General features: G+C 61.4%; 16 protein-coding genes. 15 read left to right on the plus strand and 1 reads right to left on the minus strand.

Annotated features, from left to right (window positions below):
• Positions 1-164 precede the first annotated feature (164 nt).
• Positions 165-1316, minus strand: a complete 1152-nt coding sequence (locus H9Q10_RS06235; RefSeq protein ID WP_197903104.1) for a class I SAM-dependent methyltransferase — start codon at positions 1314-1316, stop codon at positions 165-167.
• Positions 1317-1383: 67 nt separating this feature from the next.
• Here H9Q10_RS06235 and H9Q10_RS06240 point away from each other — a divergent pair, with 67 nt between their 5' ends.
• The 15 genes from H9Q10_RS06240 (at position 1384) to H9Q10_RS06310 (ending at position 16181) form a co-directional block, all read left to right on the plus strand.
• Positions 1384-1545, plus strand: coding sequence for a hypothetical protein (locus H9Q10_RS06240; protein WP_197903105.1), 162 nt, complete (start codon positions 1384-1386; stop codon positions 1543-1545).
• Between the two features lie 29 nt (positions 1546-1574).
• Positions 1575-2030 carry a division/cell wall cluster transcriptional repressor MraZ gene (gene mraZ, locus H9Q10_RS06245; RefSeq protein WP_197903106.1) on the plus strand — a complete coding sequence of 152 codons (456 nt, stop codon included), beginning with the start codon at positions 1575-1577 and terminating at the stop codon, positions 2028-2030.
• Positions 2027-2983, plus strand: a complete 957-nt coding sequence (gene rsmH, locus H9Q10_RS06250) for a 16S rRNA (cytosine(1402)-N(4))-methyltransferase RsmH (protein ID WP_197903107.1) — start codon at positions 2027-2029, stop codon at positions 2981-2983. Before mraZ ends, rsmH begins: the two co-directional genes overlap by 4 nt.
• Positions 2976-3239, plus strand: coding sequence for a cell division protein FtsL (gene ftsL / locus H9Q10_RS06255; protein WP_197903108.1), 264 nt, complete (start codon positions 2976-2978; stop codon positions 3237-3239). The genes rsmH and ftsL overlap by 8 nt, the downstream gene beginning before the upstream one ends.
• 70 nt (positions 3240-3309) lie before the next feature.
• Positions 3310-5046: a peptidoglycan D,D-transpeptidase FtsI family protein gene (locus H9Q10_RS06260; protein ID WP_197903109.1), complete on the plus strand. Its 1737-nt coding sequence runs from the start codon at positions 3310-3312 to the stop codon at positions 5044-5046.
• Positions 5047-5066: 20 nt separating this feature from the next.
• Positions 5067-6566 (plus strand): UDP-N-acetylmuramoyl-L-alanyl-D-glutamate--2,6-diaminopimelate ligase, encoded by a 1500-nt coding sequence (locus tag H9Q10_RS06265; RefSeq protein WP_197903110.1) that lies wholly within the window; start codon positions 5067-5069, stop codon positions 6564-6566.
• Positions 6567-6692: 126 nt separating this feature from the next.
• Positions 6693-8075 (plus strand): UDP-N-acetylmuramoyl-tripeptide--D-alanyl-D-alanine ligase, encoded by a 1383-nt coding sequence (locus H9Q10_RS06270; RefSeq protein WP_197903111.1) that lies wholly within the window; start codon positions 6693-6695, stop codon positions 8073-8075.
• Positions 8065-9201, plus strand: coding sequence for an MBL fold metallo-hydrolase (locus tag H9Q10_RS06275; RefSeq protein WP_238480153.1), 1137 nt, complete (start codon positions 8065-8067; stop codon positions 9199-9201). Before H9Q10_RS06270 ends, H9Q10_RS06275 begins: the two co-directional genes overlap by 11 nt.
• Before the next feature lie 169 nt (positions 9202-9370).
• The gene (gene mraY, locus H9Q10_RS06280) at positions 9371-10453 is read left to right on the plus strand and encodes a phospho-N-acetylmuramoyl-pentapeptide-transferase (protein WP_197903112.1); all 1083 of its coding nucleotides are present in this window, start codon (positions 9371-9373) and stop codon (positions 10451-10453) included.
• Between the two features lie 63 nt (positions 10454-10516).
• Positions 10517-10819, plus strand: coding sequence for a hypothetical protein (locus H9Q10_RS06285; protein ID WP_197903113.1), 303 nt, complete (start codon positions 10517-10519; stop codon positions 10817-10819).
• 171 nt (positions 10820-10990) lie between these two features.
• Entirely contained in the window at positions 10991-12334 is a 1344-nt protein-coding gene (gene murD, locus H9Q10_RS06290; protein ID WP_197903213.1) for a UDP-N-acetylmuramoyl-L-alanine--D-glutamate ligase, read from the plus strand.
• 98 nt (positions 12335-12432) lie between these two features.
• Positions 12433-13011, plus strand: coding sequence for a hypothetical protein (locus H9Q10_RS06295; protein WP_197903114.1), 579 nt, complete (start codon positions 12433-12435; stop codon positions 13009-13011).
• A gap of 113 nt (positions 13012-13124) precedes the next feature.
• A complete protein-coding gene (ftsW, locus tag H9Q10_RS06300) occupies positions 13125-14279 on the plus strand; it encodes a putative lipid II flippase FtsW (protein ID WP_197903115.1) in 1155 nt (384 codons plus the stop codon).
• A gap of 9 nt (positions 14280-14288) precedes the next feature.
• Positions 14289-15383, plus strand: a complete 1095-nt coding sequence (gene murG / locus H9Q10_RS06305; RefSeq protein ID WP_197903116.1) for an undecaprenyldiphospho-muramoylpentapeptide beta-N-acetylglucosaminyltransferase — start codon at positions 14289-14291, stop codon at positions 15381-15383.
• Positions 15384-15479: 96 nt separating this feature from the next.
• Positions 15480-16181 (plus strand): hypothetical protein, encoded by a 702-nt coding sequence (locus H9Q10_RS06310; RefSeq protein ID WP_197903117.1) that lies wholly within the window; start codon positions 15480-15482, stop codon positions 16179-16181.
• The last annotated feature ends 128 nt before the right edge of the window (positions 16182-16309 follow it).

Genomic DNA, 16309 nt, shown 5'->3' on the forward strand with positions numbered 1-16309 from the left:
TACCTGAAAAATTTTGGCGGATTTTAGGTAGCCTTTCGGGTTGGATTAACTGTGGCCAGCCAAACCAACCGCTTGCAGCATGATGTTCTGCAAGCGGTTTTTTGTGCGGCAGTGCGGGATCGGGCTGTCTGAAAGCGGCTGCTGCAAAGCGGCTTAAGCGGCGGCTAAAGCTTGTGGCACAAATCGCCGATGGCAAAGCCTTGCCAGTTGGGGTCGATGTGGCGGCCGAAGGCGATGGCTTTGAACAGCTCGCCCATTTCCTGCGGGGCGAGCAGGGTTTGGCAGGCGGCAGCGGCGCGGATGTAGGCTTCGCTTTCGGGGCTGCCCTGCGCGGCGAGGCGTTCGGTGAGGCCGAGGTTGAGCAGGAAGGCGGCCTGGGTGGCGTAGCCGATGAGATCGAGCCCGGATTGCACGGCGGCTTCGGTGAGGGCGGTGAAGTTCACATGGCAGGTGAGGTCGGTGAGGCCGACGCGCTCGAAGGGGTTGTGCACGGTATGGTGGCGGTAGTGGCCGATGAGGGTACCGCCGCTGCGCTGGGGGTGGTAATACTGGGCGGCATCGAAGCCGTAGTCGAGGAAGAGCAGGGCGCCGCGCGTGAGGCGGGCGGCGAGGGTGCGCACGAAGGCTTGCTGCCGCAGGTGCAGCTCGCTGGTGTAGCCGTCGATGGCGGGTAGGCAGGCTTGGGCTTCGGCGGCGAGCTCGGCGGGCAGGGGGGCGCTTTGCCATTGGAATTGCCCGGCTTCATCCAAGCTCACGCCCATCAGCAGCCACTGCCCGTTTTCGCGGCGCACGATGTCGCAGGGCATGGCATCGAGCACTTCGTTGCCGAGGATGATGCCGTCGAGCTCGGCGGGCAATTCGGCCAGCCAGCTGATTTTATGCAGATATTGCGGCACGGCATCGGCGAGGTGGCGGCGCTGGCGTTCGGCTAAATCAGGGGAGACTTCGATGATGTGGTAATGCTTGAGGCTACCTGAAATTTCGGGCAGCAGCTGGGCGGCCAGCGCGCCGGTGCCGGCACCAAATTCATAAACGTTGCCGGCGGTTTGCGGCAAGAGGGGCAGCAGCTGGGCGGTGAGGGTTTGCCCAAACAGGGGGGTGAGTGCGGGGGCGGTGATGAAGTCGCCGCCGGCGCCGATTTTGTGCGTGCCGCCGGTGTAGTAGCCGTATTGCGGCTGGTAGAGGGCGAGCTGCATGAAGTCGGCAAAGGGCAGGAAGCCGTTATTTTCTTGGATGCGCTGTTGTATCAAGCCACACAGTGCCTGTGAGGTGGCGCTTTCTTCGGCGGAGGGTTCGGGCAGGGCAGGGCAGTTCATAGAGTAATTGCATGAAAAATCGGAAAACATTCGGGATTATAAAGGTTTGCCGGCAGGAGGCGAAACGATGGATGCCAATAAAATCGGCGGCGGGTCGGCTGAATCAGACTATCTTTTTAAAAAACAGTTTGTTAATCCTACATTTTTACGAGATTTGCAATTGACCGTTTCGGCTGCTTTGCGTATAGTGTCGTTTCGTGGGGAATTGTGGGGCAAAGTGCCTTTGTAATTCCAGAAATCGATTGAAGGTGGGGCAAAGTGTTTGGCGGCGTACATGAATTGAGCATCGACAGCAAGGGGCGCTTGGCGATTCCGGCCAAGTTCCGCGACCTGCTCGCGCGCCACTACACGCCGTCTTTGGTGGTAACCGTGGAGGCGCGCACGCATCTGGTGATGTATCCGGAGGCGGAATGGCAGAAAACGGCGGAAAACCTGCAGGCGATGAATGTGTCGGGCAATCCGGCGGCCAGGATGTTCCGCGATTTGATGCTGAACCACGCCGAAACGTTGGATTTGGATGCTTCCGGCCGCATCCTGCTGCCGCCGAGCCTGCGCCGCCGCGTGCAGTTTGATAAGGAAGTAACGCTGGTGGGCCGCGCCGACCGCCTGGAATTGTGGAACCGCGAGCAGTGGGAGGCCAATATGAACGCGGTGCTGGATATGGATCCGGACGAATTGGCCGCACAGTTGGATAAGGCCGGGTTCCGCTTATGAGCCGGCAGGAATGGGCGCATGTGACCGTGCTGCTGCATGAAGCGGTGGATGCCTTGACGGTGAAGCCGAACGGCATTTATGTGGACGGCACTTTCGGCCGGGGCGGGCATTCCCGCCTGATTTTGTCGAAGCTGGGCGAACACGGCCGGCTGGTGGTGTTCGATAAAGACCCGCAGGCGGTGGCCGTGGCGCGGCAGCTGGCGGAAACCGATAAGCGCGTGCAGGTGGTGCACGGTGGCTTTGCGGGTTTTCAGGTAGCCTTAAAAGAGCTGGGCATTGAAGAGATAGATGGCGCGCTGTTTGATTTGGGCGTGTCTTCGCCGCAAATCGACGATGCCGAACGCGGTTTCAGCTTCCGCTACGATGCACCGCTGGATATGCGGATGGACACCACGCGCGGCCAAACCGCCGCGCAGTGGCTGGCCGAGGCCGAGGAAAAAGAGATTCGCGAGGTAATCAGAGATTATGGTGAAGAGCGGTTTAACAGCCAGATTGCGCGTGCGATTGTGCAGCAGCGGCGGGAGCGCCCCATCGCTACAACCGGCCAGCTGGCGCAGCTTGTGGCGCAAGTCGTCCGTACTCGTGAGCGCGGCCAAGATCCGGCGACGCGGACGTTTCAGGCCGTGCGGATCTTCATCAACCGTGAGCTTGAAGAAATAGCCGCCGTGCTGCCGCAGGCTTCAGGCTACCTGAAAACCGGCGGGCGCTTGGCGGTGATTGCCTTTCATTCTTTGGAAGACAGGATAGTGAAGCAGTTTATCCGCCGCCACAGCCGGCCGGCGCCGCTGCCCAAGTGGGTGATGGTGCGCGAGAGCGAACGGCAGATGCCGCCCTTGTCGGAAATCGGCAAGGCGCAAAAGGCTTCGACAGAAGAAGTGGCTGCCAATCCGCGTGCGCGTTCCGCCGTGTTGCGCGTGGCCGAACGGACGGCGGGAGAGTTTGCCGATGAATAAGCTGAATATTTTGTTGTTTGTGCTGGTGGTGCTTTCCGCCTTGGCGGTGGTGTCGGTGCAAGACAGCTCGCGCGAATCGTTTATCGCGCTGGAAAAGGAAAACCAGCGGCAGGCGGATCTGGAAGAAGAATACCGCCGCCTGCAATGGCAGCAGGCCAAGCTGGCCAACCACGACTTTATTAAGGAAGCGGCGCAGAAGCAGCAGCTGCAGGCGCCCACCATGCAGAATACGAGAATCATCCGTTTGTCGTATTGAAGTACACCATAAAAATAATGCTTGCGAGCAGCCGCATCCTTAGAGCGGCACAGAGAGTAATGGAAACACTATGCTGATTAAAAGCGACTACAAGCCGCAGATGCGGCAGAAGCCGGTCAGGCAGAAAAAGCCGGTGAGCACCAACGGCCGGATTGCCTTTGTGCTGATGGTGTTTGCCTTGGCATTCGGCACGGCGGTGGCCTGGAGCGTGCATTTGCACACGGTGGAACAAAGCAGGCTGCAGGAAGAAGGCAACAAGCGTTTCGTGCGCACGCTGGTGCAGCCGGCCAACCGCGGTACCATCACCGACCGCAACGGCGCCGTGCTGGCTTTGAGTGCGCCCACCGATTCGCTGTATGCTGTGCCCTCCGCCATGGAGAAAATGCCGAGCCAGGAGCAGCTGGAACAGCTCTCTGGGCTGATTGACGTGCCGGTGGAAACCATTGCCGACCGCCTGGCGCGCACCAACAGCGATTTCGTGTTCCTCAAGCGGCAGATGACGGCGGAAACCGCGGCCAAAGTGCGCGCTTTGAAAATCGATGGCCTGGCCTTCCAAACCGAGCCCAAGCGCCAATACCCGATGGGCAACCTGTTTTCACACGTGATCGGCTTCACCAATATCGATGGCAAAGGCCAGGAAGGCTTGGAGCTGTCGCGCGAAGACGACCTGCGCGGCCAAGACGGCGCACGCGTGGTGCTGCGCGACAACAAGGGCAATTATGTGGACGCGCTAGATTCGCCGCGCAACCGCGAGGCGGTGGACGGACGCAATATGGTGCTGTCGCTGGATCAGCGCATCCAATCGCTGGCACACGACAAGCTGGCGCAGGCCGTGGCCTACCACCAGGCCAAAGCCGGCACCGCCGTGGTGCTGGATGCGCAAACCGGCGAGATTCTGGCCTTGGTAAACCTGCCCGACTACGACCCGAACCAGCCCGGCGAGGCCGATAGTGCTTTGCGCCGCAACCGCGCGGTAACCGACATGCTGGAGCCCGGCTCCGCCATGAAGCCCTTCCCGATTGCCAAAGCCTTGGATTCGGGTAAGGTAAACGAAAACATGGTGTTCAACACCAACACTTATAATATCGGCGCGGCCACCGTGCGCGATACGCACAACTACCCTTCGCTCACCCTGCGCGGCATCATGCAGAAATCTTCCAACGTGGGCGTGAGCAAGCTCTCGGCCATGTTTAAGCCGGAAGAAATGCACGATTTCTACCAATCAGTGGGCTTCGGCCGCCGCATGCATTCCGGCTTCCCCGGCGAATCGCCCGGGCTGGTGCGCGATTGGCGCAACTGGCGGCCGATCGAGCAGGCCACCATGTCGTTCGGCTATGGCCTGCAGATGAGCCTGCTGCAGCTGGCGCACGGCTACACCATCTTCACCAGCGACGGCAAGCTGCTGCCGGTAAGCTTCCTGCGCCAGAGCACCGCGCCGCAGGGCGAACAGGTGATCAAGCCGGAAACCGCGCGCGCCATCCGCCGCATGATGGTGGCGGTTACCGAGCCGGGCGGCACCGGCACGCACGGCGCCGTACCCGGGTTTGACGTGGGTGCCAAAACCGGCACCGCGCGCAAGCTGGTGGACGGCCGCTATGCCGACAACAAACACATGGCCACCTTCATCGGTTTCGCACCGGCCGAGCATCCGCGCGTGATTGTGGCGGTGAATATCGACGAGCCCACACAAAACGGCTACTACGGCGGCATTGTGGCTGGGCCGGTGTTTAAAGACATCATGGCCGGCTCGCTCAACATCCTGGGCGTTTCGCCCACCAAACCCGTGCAGCGTGTGGCTGCCAAATAAATCGGTTGCTGGAGCCGACCATGTATTGCTTGAAGGACAAACAGTTTCCCCTGCCCGACAACTGCACCCTGCCGCCCGTTGTGGCGGCGGGGTGCATTTTGCGTATGGACAGCCGCCTGGTGCGACCCGGCGATATTTTTGTGGCCTGTCAGGGCGAATATGCCGACGGGCGCAACTATATCCCCGCCGCCATCGCCAATGGCGCGGTGATGGTGTTTTGGGACAGCGGCGACGGTTTTGTCTGGCGCCCCGAGTGGCAGGTGGCCAACTGCGGCGTGCCGCACCTGAAGCAGAATGCCGGCCTGCTTGCCGCCAAACTGTATGGCAATTTTTCAGGTAGCCTCTCCTGCTGGGGCGTAACCGGCACCAACGGCAAAACCTCGATTTCGCAATGGCTGGCCCAAGCCGCCGACCTGCTCGGCACGCCCTGCGCCATCATCGGCACCGTGGGCAACGGCTTCTGGGGGCGGCTCGAAGCCACCACCCACACCACGCCCGACCCCGTGCGCGTGCAAACCCTGCTGCACCAATTCAAGCAGCAGGGTGCCGCTGCCGTAGCCATGGAAGTGTCCAGCCACGGCCTCGACCAAAACCGCGTGGTCGGCACCCCTTTCTCCTCCGCCATCTTCACCAACCTCACCCGCGACCACCTCGACTACCACGGCAGCATGGCCGCCTATGGCGCGAGCAAAGCCAAACTGTTCTACTGGCAGAGCCTCAAACACGCCGTCATCAACACCGACGACCCCTTTGGCCGCGAGCTGGCCGCCCAACTACGTGCCGAGCGCCCTGAATTAAAGGTGTACGGCTACGGCTTCAACTCCGAGGCCGATATCTGCATCACCCGTTTCGCCGCCTCCGCCCAAGGCATGCAGGTGGCCTTCGATACGCCGTGGGGCAGCGGCGAAGTGACGAGCCGCCTGCTCGGCCGCTTCAACGCGCAAAACCTTGCCGCCTGCGTGGGCCTGCTGTGCGCCGAGGGCTACGCGCTGGCCGACGTGTTGCGCGCCTTGGCGCAAATCCGGCCCGCCACCGGCCGCATGGACTGCATCAGCCATCCCGGCCGCCCGCTGGTGGTGGTGGATTATGCCCACACGCCCGACGCGCTGGAAAAAGCGCTCGCCACCCTGCAGGAAATCAAGCCTCAGGGCGCCGAGCTGTGGTGCGTGTTCGGCTGCGGCGGCAACCGCGACCGCGGCAAACGCCCGCTGATGGGTGCGGCTGCCGCGCAGGGCGCCGACAAGGTGGTGGTAACCAGCGACAACCCGCGCATGGAAGAGCCGCAAGACATCATTGCCGACATCCTGCCCGCCGTGCTGCAGCCCGCGCTGGTGGAGGCCGACCGCCGCCTCGCCATCGAAACCGCCATCCGCCGCGCCGCGCCGCACGACATCATCCTGATTGCCGGCAAAGGCCACGAAACCTATCAGGATGTGCAGGGCGAGAAGCACCACTTTTCCGATTTCGAAATCGCCGAAGCCGCATTGGCCGAGCTTGCTGACACGACAAAGGCTACCTGAAAAACCGGCACATCAGATTTTTAGGTAGCCTTTTGATGATGATACAGGCTGCCTGAAGCCGTTAAAAATTTTCAGGTAGCCTGCCGATCCAGCCCGCCGCCCCAAATACTTTCAATGGAAATCCCCATGCCCACACTCGATTTAGCCTTCGTCTGCCGCGCCCTAAACCTGCCCGCGCCGCAACGCAACCCCCTCATCCGCCGCGTAATCACCGACAGCCGCCAAGCCGCCGCTGCCGACGAACGCGGTGCCGATTTGTTTGTTGCCTTGGCCGGCGAAAAGCACGACGGGCACGATTTCGTTCCCGCTGTGCTGGAGCAGGGTGCCTTAGCGCTGGTGTCGCGCACCGACTGCGCCGCACTCTCAGGCAGTCTGCAAGTGGCCGACACCTTGGCCGCGTTGCAAACGCTGGCCGCCGCCTGGCGCGAAGCGGTCAACCCGCTGGTGCTCGGCATCACCGGCTCTTCTGGCAAAACCACGGTGAAGGAAATGCTGGCCGCCATCCTGCGCCGCCGCTTCGGGGAAGAGGCCGTGTTAGCCACCGCCGGCAATTTCAACAACCACATCGGCCTGCCGCTCACGCTGCTCTCGTTGCGCCCGCAGCACCGTTACGCCGTAATCGAAATGGGCATGAGCCACTTCGGCGAGCTCGACGCGCTCACCCGCCTTGCCCGCCCCGATGCCGCGCTGGTGAACAACGCCCTGCGCGCGCACATCGGCTGCGGCTTCGACGGCGTGGGCGATATTGCCCGCGCCAAAAGCGAAATCTACCGCGGGCTACCTGAAAACGGCACGGCACTGGTGCCGGCCGAAGACGAATACGCCGAAGTGTTCCGCGCCGCCTGCCGCGCCTTGAATGTGCGGCAAATCGAGTTCGGCGTGGAAAAGGGCGAAATCCACGCCGCCAACGTGCAACTGCTGCCCTTGGGTTGCCGCTTCGATTTGGTTTATCAACAACAGCGCGCGGCGGTGGTGTTGCCTGTGCCGGGCAAACACAATGTGGCCAACGCCGTGGCCGCCGCGGCTTTGGCTGTGCAGGCGGGCGTGAGCCTGCCTGAAATTGCCGCCGCGCTGGCCGATTTTGCCAACATCAAAGGCCGTTTGCAGCGCAAAGCCGGATTGCGCGGCACCACCCTGATCGACGACACCTACAATGCCAACCCCGACAGCATGAAGGCCGCGCTGGACGTGCTGGCCGCGCTGCCCGCGCCGCGCATTTTCGTGATGGGCGACATGGGCGAGCTGGGCGATGATGAAGCGCCGGCCATGCACGCCGAAATCGGCCGCTATGCGCGGGACAAGGGCATCGAAGCCGCCTATTTTGTGGGCGATTTCAGCGTGGAGGCGGCGGAGGCTTTCGGCGCGGCCGGTTTGTGGTTTGCCGCCAAAGACCCGCTGATTCAGGTACTCGCGCACGATTTGCCGGAACGTGCTTCGGTGTTGGTGAAAGGCTCGCGTTTTATGGCGATGGAAGACGTGGTGCAGGCCTTGCAGGGCGATGAAGCGTAGGAGCGCGGGCGGCTACCCGCCCTATCCGGCCAGCGACCACTACGACCCGGTCCGCCGCCGGTTTTTCAACCCCGAGCCACAACGCCTGCTGCGGCCGCTGGATTTTGCCGGCGCGTTTAAAATGTTCCGCCGCCAAGGCCGTTTTCCCGCGCGGCCGCTGCCCTTTATGCGGCCGGATTTTTCCGCCTTCAGCCAGGCGGGCGGCAGGCTACCTGAAAACGAGCGCAGCGAGTTTCGCCAAAACGAGTGCAGCGAGTTTCGCCAAAACGAGCGCGGCGGGTTTCTCCAAAAAGGGCAGGGCGTGCTTGGCGCACATCAGGCCGATGAGCAGGCGGCGCGTTTCGTGTGGTTCGGGCATTCCACCCTGCTGCTGCGCGTGGCCGGGCTGAACATCCTCACCGACCCCGTATTCGGCATGAGCGCCGCGCCGCACAACGGCATGTTCCGCCGTTTCCAGCCGCCGCCCGCCGCGCCGCAAGAGCTGCCGCCGCTGGATGTCATCCTCTACAGCCACAGCCATTACGACCACTTGGAAGAAGCCTTCGTGCGGCGTGTGGCACGCAGCGGGGTGCGGTTTATCGTGCCGCTGGGCATGGAAGTGCTGCTGCGGCGCTGGGGCGTGCCGGCGGGCAACATCCTCACGGCGGATTGGTATCAGCGCCATCATGTTGGCGCGGTAGGGTTTACCGCCGTGCCCGCCCGCCACGACAGCTCGCGTAACCTGGCTGACCGCAACCGCGCTTTGTGGGCGGGCTGGGCGATCGAAGGTGGTGGGCAGCGCTTCTATTTCAGCGGCGATTCTTCTTACGGCAGCCACTTTGCCGAAATTGGGCGGCGCTTCGACGGCTTCGACCTGGCCTTTGTGGAAAACGGGCAATACGACCGCCGCTGGCCGGATAACCACATGTTTCCCGAGCAGACTGTGCAGGCCGCCATCGACGTGGGCGCGCGCCGCCTGATGCCCATCCACTGGGGCGCCTTCAGCCTGGCGCTGCATGATTGGGACGAGCCGGTGCGCCGCAGCATGCCGCTGGCGCAGTCGCGCGGCCTGCCGGTGCTCACGCCGCTGATGGGGCAGGTGTTTGGCGTGGATACGGAAACGCGGTTTTGGTGGGAAGAAATTTGACGGGGAAAAGGGCGGGAAAGGTTTCAGGTGGCCTCTTTCGGGCGGCGGCTTGGTTTATAATGCCGCCTTTTGGCAGTTTGTGCTGTTTGCCGCGCTCTGATACACGATAATTTTCAGGTAGCCTTTGGTTTCAGGCAGCCTGATCGCAAAACGATTTTAAGGAAGTTTTATGTTTTTATGGTTGGCCAAGCTCAGCAATTGGATTTCGGCGCTGAATGTTTTCCAATACACCACTTTCCGCGCGGTGATGGCGGCGCTCACGGCGCTGCTGTTCAGCCTGATGCTGGGGCCGTGGACCATCCGCAAGCTCACGGAATTGAAGGCAGGGCAGGCCATCCGCAGCGACGGCCCGCAAACCCACTTGGCCAAGGCGGGCACGCCCACCATGGGCGGGGTGCTGATTTTGGTGTCGATCACGGTGTCCACGCTGCTGTGGAGCAATGTGTCGAACCCGTATATCTGGATTCTGCTGGGCGTGCTGCTGGGCACGGGCGCGCTGGGCTTCTACGACGACTGGCGCAAGGTGGTGTATAAAGACCCGCACGGCGTGTCGGCCAAGTTTAAGATGGTGTGGCAGAGCAGCGTGGCGCTGGCGGCGGGCCTGCTGCTGTTTTATGTGGCGAGCAATGCGGCCAACAATATTTTGATTGTGCCTTTCTTCAAGCAGGTGGCGCTGCCGCTGGGCGTGGCGGGCTTTGTGGTGCTGTCGTATTTCACGATTGTGGGCACCTCTAATGCGGTGAACCTCACCGACGGCCTGGACGGGCTGGCGGCCTTCCCGGTGGTGCTGGTGGCGGGCGGGATGGCGGTGTTTGCCTATGTTACGGGGCACTGGCAGTTTGCGCGCTACCTGCAGCTGCCTTTCGTGCCGGGGGCGAACGAGGTGATGGTGTTTTGCGCGGCGATGTGCGGGGCATGCTTGGGTTTTTTGTGGTTTAACGCGGCGCCGGCGCAGGTGTTTATGGGCGACGTGGGCGCGCTGGCGCTGGGCGCGGCGCTGGGCACGGTGGCGGTGATTGTGCGGCAGGAGTTTGTGTTGGTGATTATGGGCGGGCTGTTTGTGGCGGAGGCGTTGAGCGTGATGCTGCAGGTGGGCTGGTATAAGAGGACGAAAAAGCGCATCTTCCTGATGGCGCCGATCCACCATCATTTCGAGCAGAAGGGCTGGAAGGAAACGCAGGTGGTGGTGCGCTTTTGGATCATCACCATCGTGCTGGTGCTGGTGGGGTTGAGCACGCTGAAAATCCGCTAAACGGTTTTCAGGTAGCCTCAACAGGCTAAGAGGCTACCTGAAAAATAAAAGGAGGGTTCCGTTATGCTGCTGCAAATGCTGATTTTGCTGGCTTTCGCCAAATTGCAGGATTTCGTTGAAGAATCGTATGCCTGGCAGTGGGCACTGGCTTTTGCGGGCGTAACCTTCCTACTCAGCCTGTTCGGCGGCAGCCTGATTGCGGCAGCTCTTTCCGCCGTGATTTGGGGCCTGTATTCATGGGGCTATTTCGCCTTGCTGCGGCGGCTGGCGGACAGTTTGATTTTGTGGCTGATGGTGTGCATCGGCGGGATTATGCTGCCGTGGCTGCTGCTATTGAAATTGATAGCCGCCGCGAGCGGGCAGTAAGGCTACCTGAAAGCGCCCGCTTCAGCGAAGCTAAAACGCAGCTTCAGCGAAGTCAAAACTCTGTTGCGGCGCAGCCGAGGCTGGGTTTCAGCGAAGCTAAAAATAGGCTAAATCAAAACTAAAGTGAGAACGCGGCCGCCCGCAGCCAAGACGGGCGGCATGGAGAACAAAATGCAAAGCGAATGGCAAAACCAAAAAATCCTCGTGGCCGGCATGGGTGGCAGCGGCGTTTCCATGCTCAACTTCCTGCGCCGCAAAGGCGCGCAAGTCGCCGCCTATGATGCCGATTTCCCCGCCGATAAGCAGGCCGCGCTGCAACAGCGCTTCCCCGGCCTCGCCTGCCACACAGGCTACCTGAAAAACGCCCTGGCCGAAGGCTTCGGCATCCTCGCCCTCAGCCCCGGCATCAGCGAGCGCGCGCCCGAAATCGAAGCCTTCAAGCAAGCCGGAGGCCGCGTGCTGGGCGACGTGGAAATCCTCGCCCGCGAGCTCGCAGGCAGGCGCGACAAAATCATCGCCATCACCGGCAGCAACGGCAAAACCACCGTTACCAGCCTGGTCGGCCACCTATGCCGCGAATGTGGGCTCGATACCGTGGTGGCCGGCAACATCGGCACGCCCGTGCTCGAAGCCTACGAAGACCGGCAAGAGCAAAGCGCCGACGTGTGGGTGCTCGAGCTCTCCAGCTTCCAGCTGGAAAACACCGACCACTTGAACGCCGCCGCCGCCGCCGTGCTCAACATTTCCGAAGACCACCTCAACCGCTACGACGACCTGCTCGATTACGCCCACGCCAAAGACAAAATCTTCCGCGGCAGCGGCGTGCAAGTGCTCAACGCCGACGACCCCCTGTGCCGCGCCATGAAGCGCAGCGGGCGCGAAGTGCGCCGTTTTTCGCTGCAAGGGCAGGCCGATTATTGGTTTGACGCCGCCTCGGGCTGCCTGAAACACGGCACGGAAACGCTGATTGCCGCCACCGACATCCCGCTGCAAGGCCTGCACAATGCCGCCAACGTGTTGGCCGCGCTCGCCCTGTGCGAAGCCGTCGGCCTGCCGCGCGCCGAACTGCTGCGCCATGTGCGCACCTTCAAAGGCCTGCCGCACCGCGTGGAAAAAATCGGCGAGAAAAACGGCGTGGTGTTTATCGACGACAGCAAGGGCACCAACGTGGGCGCCACCGAAGCCGCCATCGCCGGCCTGCAAAGCCCGCTCTTCCTGATTGCCGGCGGGCAGGGCAAAGGGCAGGACTTTACCCCGCTGAAAAACGTGCTGCCCGGCAAGGCCCGCGCCGTGCTGCTCATCGGCGTGGACGCGCCGCAAATCCGCCGCGACCTTGCCGGCTGCGGCGTGGAGATGATTGACTGCGCCAGCTTGCAGGAAGCCGTGCAAACCGCCTACCGCCAGGCCGCGCCCGGCGACATCGTGCTGCTCAGCCCCGCCTGCGCCAGCTTCGATATGTTTAAAGGCTACGCGCACCGCTCGCAGGTGTTTATTGAGGCGTTTGAGGCGCTGTAGGCGGGTGGTTGAATTTCAGGTAGCCTCTGCCGAAACCTGAACAGGCTATCTGAAAAATAATGTGCTCTCAGACGAACTAAATATCTGGGAAAACACAAATGGTATTACACACCTTTTTAGAAAACTTCCCATGGCGCCGGTTTGCCACGCCTTATGAATCCCATGCTAAAGGGGTAAAGCAGAATATTTTGAATATATTGGCAGGTTCGGCTGCAGAAAAGGATTATGAGCAGCTGATAGACAGCTTGGAATCTCAAGCTTGGCTGGTGAAGTTGTCGCCTTGGGGGCTGAAGCTCTGTTTGGCGCTGCTGGCAGAAGATAAGCCGAATAAAGCCCTGCTGCTCAAAGGAATGCGCACGCTGTTTGAGGCGGCAAACTATAGCACTCAATCCCCGCAGACCCAAGCATTTAAAGAAACCAAGGGCAAAGCGCTGAAATATGAAGCATTTAAAGAAAAATTGTTCGACCCCGCCTTCGATGGCGCGATGGATGATGAATTTCTTAAAATAACCAAAACATTAGACAGGCATTATTTGCATGTGTCTATTTTAGAAATGTTTGCGGCAAACCAAGCCTTGATAGTAGGCTTCGCATCTTCCGAGGATAAGGAAGTTGCTCGGCAGGCTGTCCTACTGGCGGAAGCGATTAAAAATCCGAAGCAGTATCCTTGCAGTTAGCCTGCCGCAGGCTGACAAAGTGCAGCGGACTTTTCAGGTAGCCTCCTCCGCAGCCGCAAAGGCTACCTGAAAAAGTTTTCCCATTGATTTATGAAGTAACCCGAAACACCCGAATGATTACCGAATCCAAACTCCTCGACCGCAAAATCCTGCGCCACGGCTACACTGTCGATCAATCGCTGCTGTGGCTGGTGGTGCTGATGCTGGGCTTCAGCCTGGTGATGGTGTATTCTGCCTCGGTGGCTTATGCCGGGCAGGCCAACGGCAGCAAATGGTTTTTCCTCATCCGACAGGCGTCTTATATCACCGGCGGCGGCCTGCTGGCCTGGGGTGCGTTTCTGGTGCCGATGCGGGTGTGGCAGAAATATTCGATGGCGCTGCTCTTGGGCAGCTTGATCCTGCTGATGGTGGTGCTGGTGGTGGGGCGCGAAATCAACGGCGCGCGCCGCTGGATTCATGTGGGGCCGATCAATTTGCAGCCCACGGAGTTTTTCAAGCTGGCGGTAATCCTTTATCTTTCGGGTTTTTTTATGCGCCGCTCGGAAGTGTTGCAGCATTTGAAGAAGGTGTGCTGGGTGGCGCTGCCGGTGGGCGGCGGGCTGGGGCTGATTATGTTGCAGCCGGATTTCGGCTCGTTTGTGGTGGTGTCGGTGATCAGCATCGGGCTGTTGTTTTTGGTGGGGCTGCCGTTTCGCTGGTTTATCGTGGTGGTGCTGGCGGGTTTGAGCGGCATGGGCGCGCTGGTGCTGATTTCGCCCTACCGCATGGCGCGCGTAACCGCCTTCCTCGACCCGTGGGCCGACCCGCTGGGCAGCGGCTACCAGCTCACACACGCGCTGATGGCCATCGGCCGCGGCGGCTGGACGGGCGTGGGCTTGGGCGCGGGCCTGGAAAAACGGTTCTACCTGCCCGAAGCACACACCGACTTCATCACGGCGGTCATCGGCGAGGAATTCGGCTTCCTCGGCATGATGGTGCTCACCGCCTGCTATTTGTGGCTGGTGTGGCGTGCGTTTTCCATTGGCAAGATGGCGCGCGATCTGGAGCAGTTTTTCGGTGCCTTCGTGGCCAGCGGCGTGGGTATCTGGTTGGGTATCCAAAGCTTTTTCAACATCGGCGTGAACATCGGCCTTTTGCCCACCAAGGGGCTCACCCTGCCGCTGATTTCCTTCGGCGGCTCGGCCTTGTGGGCGATGCTGATCGCGCTTGCGCTGCTGCTGCGGGTGGATTATGAAAACCGCCGCAAAATGCGCGGGTTTAATGTGTAAAGGACGAATATGGGCGGCAAAACATTTTTGCTGATGGCCGGCGGCACCGGCGGGCATATCTTTCCGGCGCTGGCAGTGGCTGCCGCGCTGAAGGAGCGCGGGCAGAACGTGCTGTGGCTGGGCAGCGAGGGCGCGATGGAAACGCGCATCGTACCGCAGCACGGCATTGAAATCGAAACGCTGGCCATCAAAGGCGTGCGCGGCAACGGCCTCAAGCGCAAGCTCGCGCTGCCGTTCACGCTGTGGCGCACCGTTTGCGCAGCCAAACGGATTATCCGGCAGCACCATATCGACGGCGTGATCGGCTTCGGCGGTTTTGTAACCGTGCCCGGCGGCATCGCGGCCAAGCTCTGCGGTGTGCCGATTGTGATTCACGAGCAAAACGCGGTGGCCGGATTGTCGAACCGCATTTTGGCCAAGCTGGCCAGCCGTGTGCTGTATGCCTTCCCCAAGGCCTTTGCCGATGAAGACGGGCTGGTGGGCAACCCGGTGCGTGCCGATATTGCCGCCTTGCCCGCGCTCCAGGAGCGTTTTGCTGCGCGCGAGGGCAGGTTGAAACTGCTGGTTACCGGCGGCAGCCTGGGTGCGGATATCCTGAACCGCCTGTTGCCCGAAGCGCTGGCGCTGCTGCCCGAAGAACAACGCCCGCAGGTGCGCCACCAGAGCGGGCGTGGCAAGCTGGCAGGTTTGCAGCAGCGCTATGCCGAGGCGGGCGTGCAGGCCGAATGCAGCGAGTTTATCGATGATATGGCGGCGGCCTACGGCGCGGCGGATTTGGTGGTGTGCCGCTCCGGCGCGCTCACCATCGCCGAGCTGGCGGCGGCGGGCGTGGGCGCGCTGCTGGTGCCCTATCCCTATGCGGTGGACGACCATCAAACCGCCAATGCGCGCTTCGTGGCCGCCGGCGGGGCGGGGCTGCTGCTGCCGCAGGGCGAGCTCACGGCGCAGAAGCTGGCCTCCACCCTGGCCGGCCTGAACCGCAGCACCTGCCGCCAATGGGCGGAACACGCGCGGCAGATGGCCAAGCCGGATAGCGCGGCCAAAGTGGCGGAAGCGGCGCTGGCGGCCGTGGCTGATTGCCGGATGAGGCTACCTGAAAAATAGAAGCGGCGTCGGATTTTCAGGTAGCCTTTTGCTGCTGATGCGGTGCATTGGGAATATGATGGGTAAGCTGTTTTCAAGCCGATTGGGGATGATTCGATGAAACGCCTTCTGTTGTTGATTGTCGTTTGTTGCCTGGCCGCCTGCGTGAGCTATGAAACCGTTTCCCGTGTGGAATATGGGGAGCAGGTCAGCGGCCTGTTTTATTCCCGCGATGACAACAGTGTTTATGCCTTGGGCGAGCATTTCGATTACCGCGCCCTGCCGTGCAACAGCGGCATTGAAGGCGGGTCGGGCTGGGAGATGTCGCTCTCGGTTTACGAAGTATGCATGAGCACCCTCAACTGGATGCTGGCCGACGACACGCGCCAAGCCGCCGTGGCGGTAGAAATTCCCGAATTGAACGTTGAGGGCGGGGCGAAAAACAAAATCAGCGGCCGTTTCCGCACCTACCGCCGGCTCAGCCGCGAGCAGGCGGACGCGCTGAGGAAGCAGCACGTGGGCCTGGCTTTGGCGGAAGCGCAGGATGCCGAACGGCTTTCGGCCGTGCTCGGGCGGAAGATCAGCGCCGACGGGCTGTATTACGCCGAAATCGGGTTTTACGGCCAAACCGTCCGCGTTGAAAACCGGCCGGAAATCCTGCAGCGGGGGCGGCTGGCGCGGCCTCTGGCGGTGAATATGCAATACAGCACCGTTGCCAAACAGCGCACCGTACGGCCGATTATCAGCGGCGTGGCGGGCGTGGTGCTGATTCCGGTTGTGCTGATTCCGTTGGCTCCCGTTCTGGCTATCGCGGGGTGATAACGGGCAGCAGGCTACCTGAAAAATCGGGATGGCCGGATTGGGCCCGGGATATGGTAATGTGTTGAAGCCTGTATTTTCAGGTAGCCTCTCCGGCCGCAGGTTCATTGCCGGAAAACATGGCATGA

Source organism: Eikenella glucosivorans (assembly GCF_016025525.2).
GTDB classification, from domain to species: Bacteria; Pseudomonadota; Gammaproteobacteria; order Burkholderiales; family Neisseriaceae; genus Eikenella; species Eikenella glucosivorans.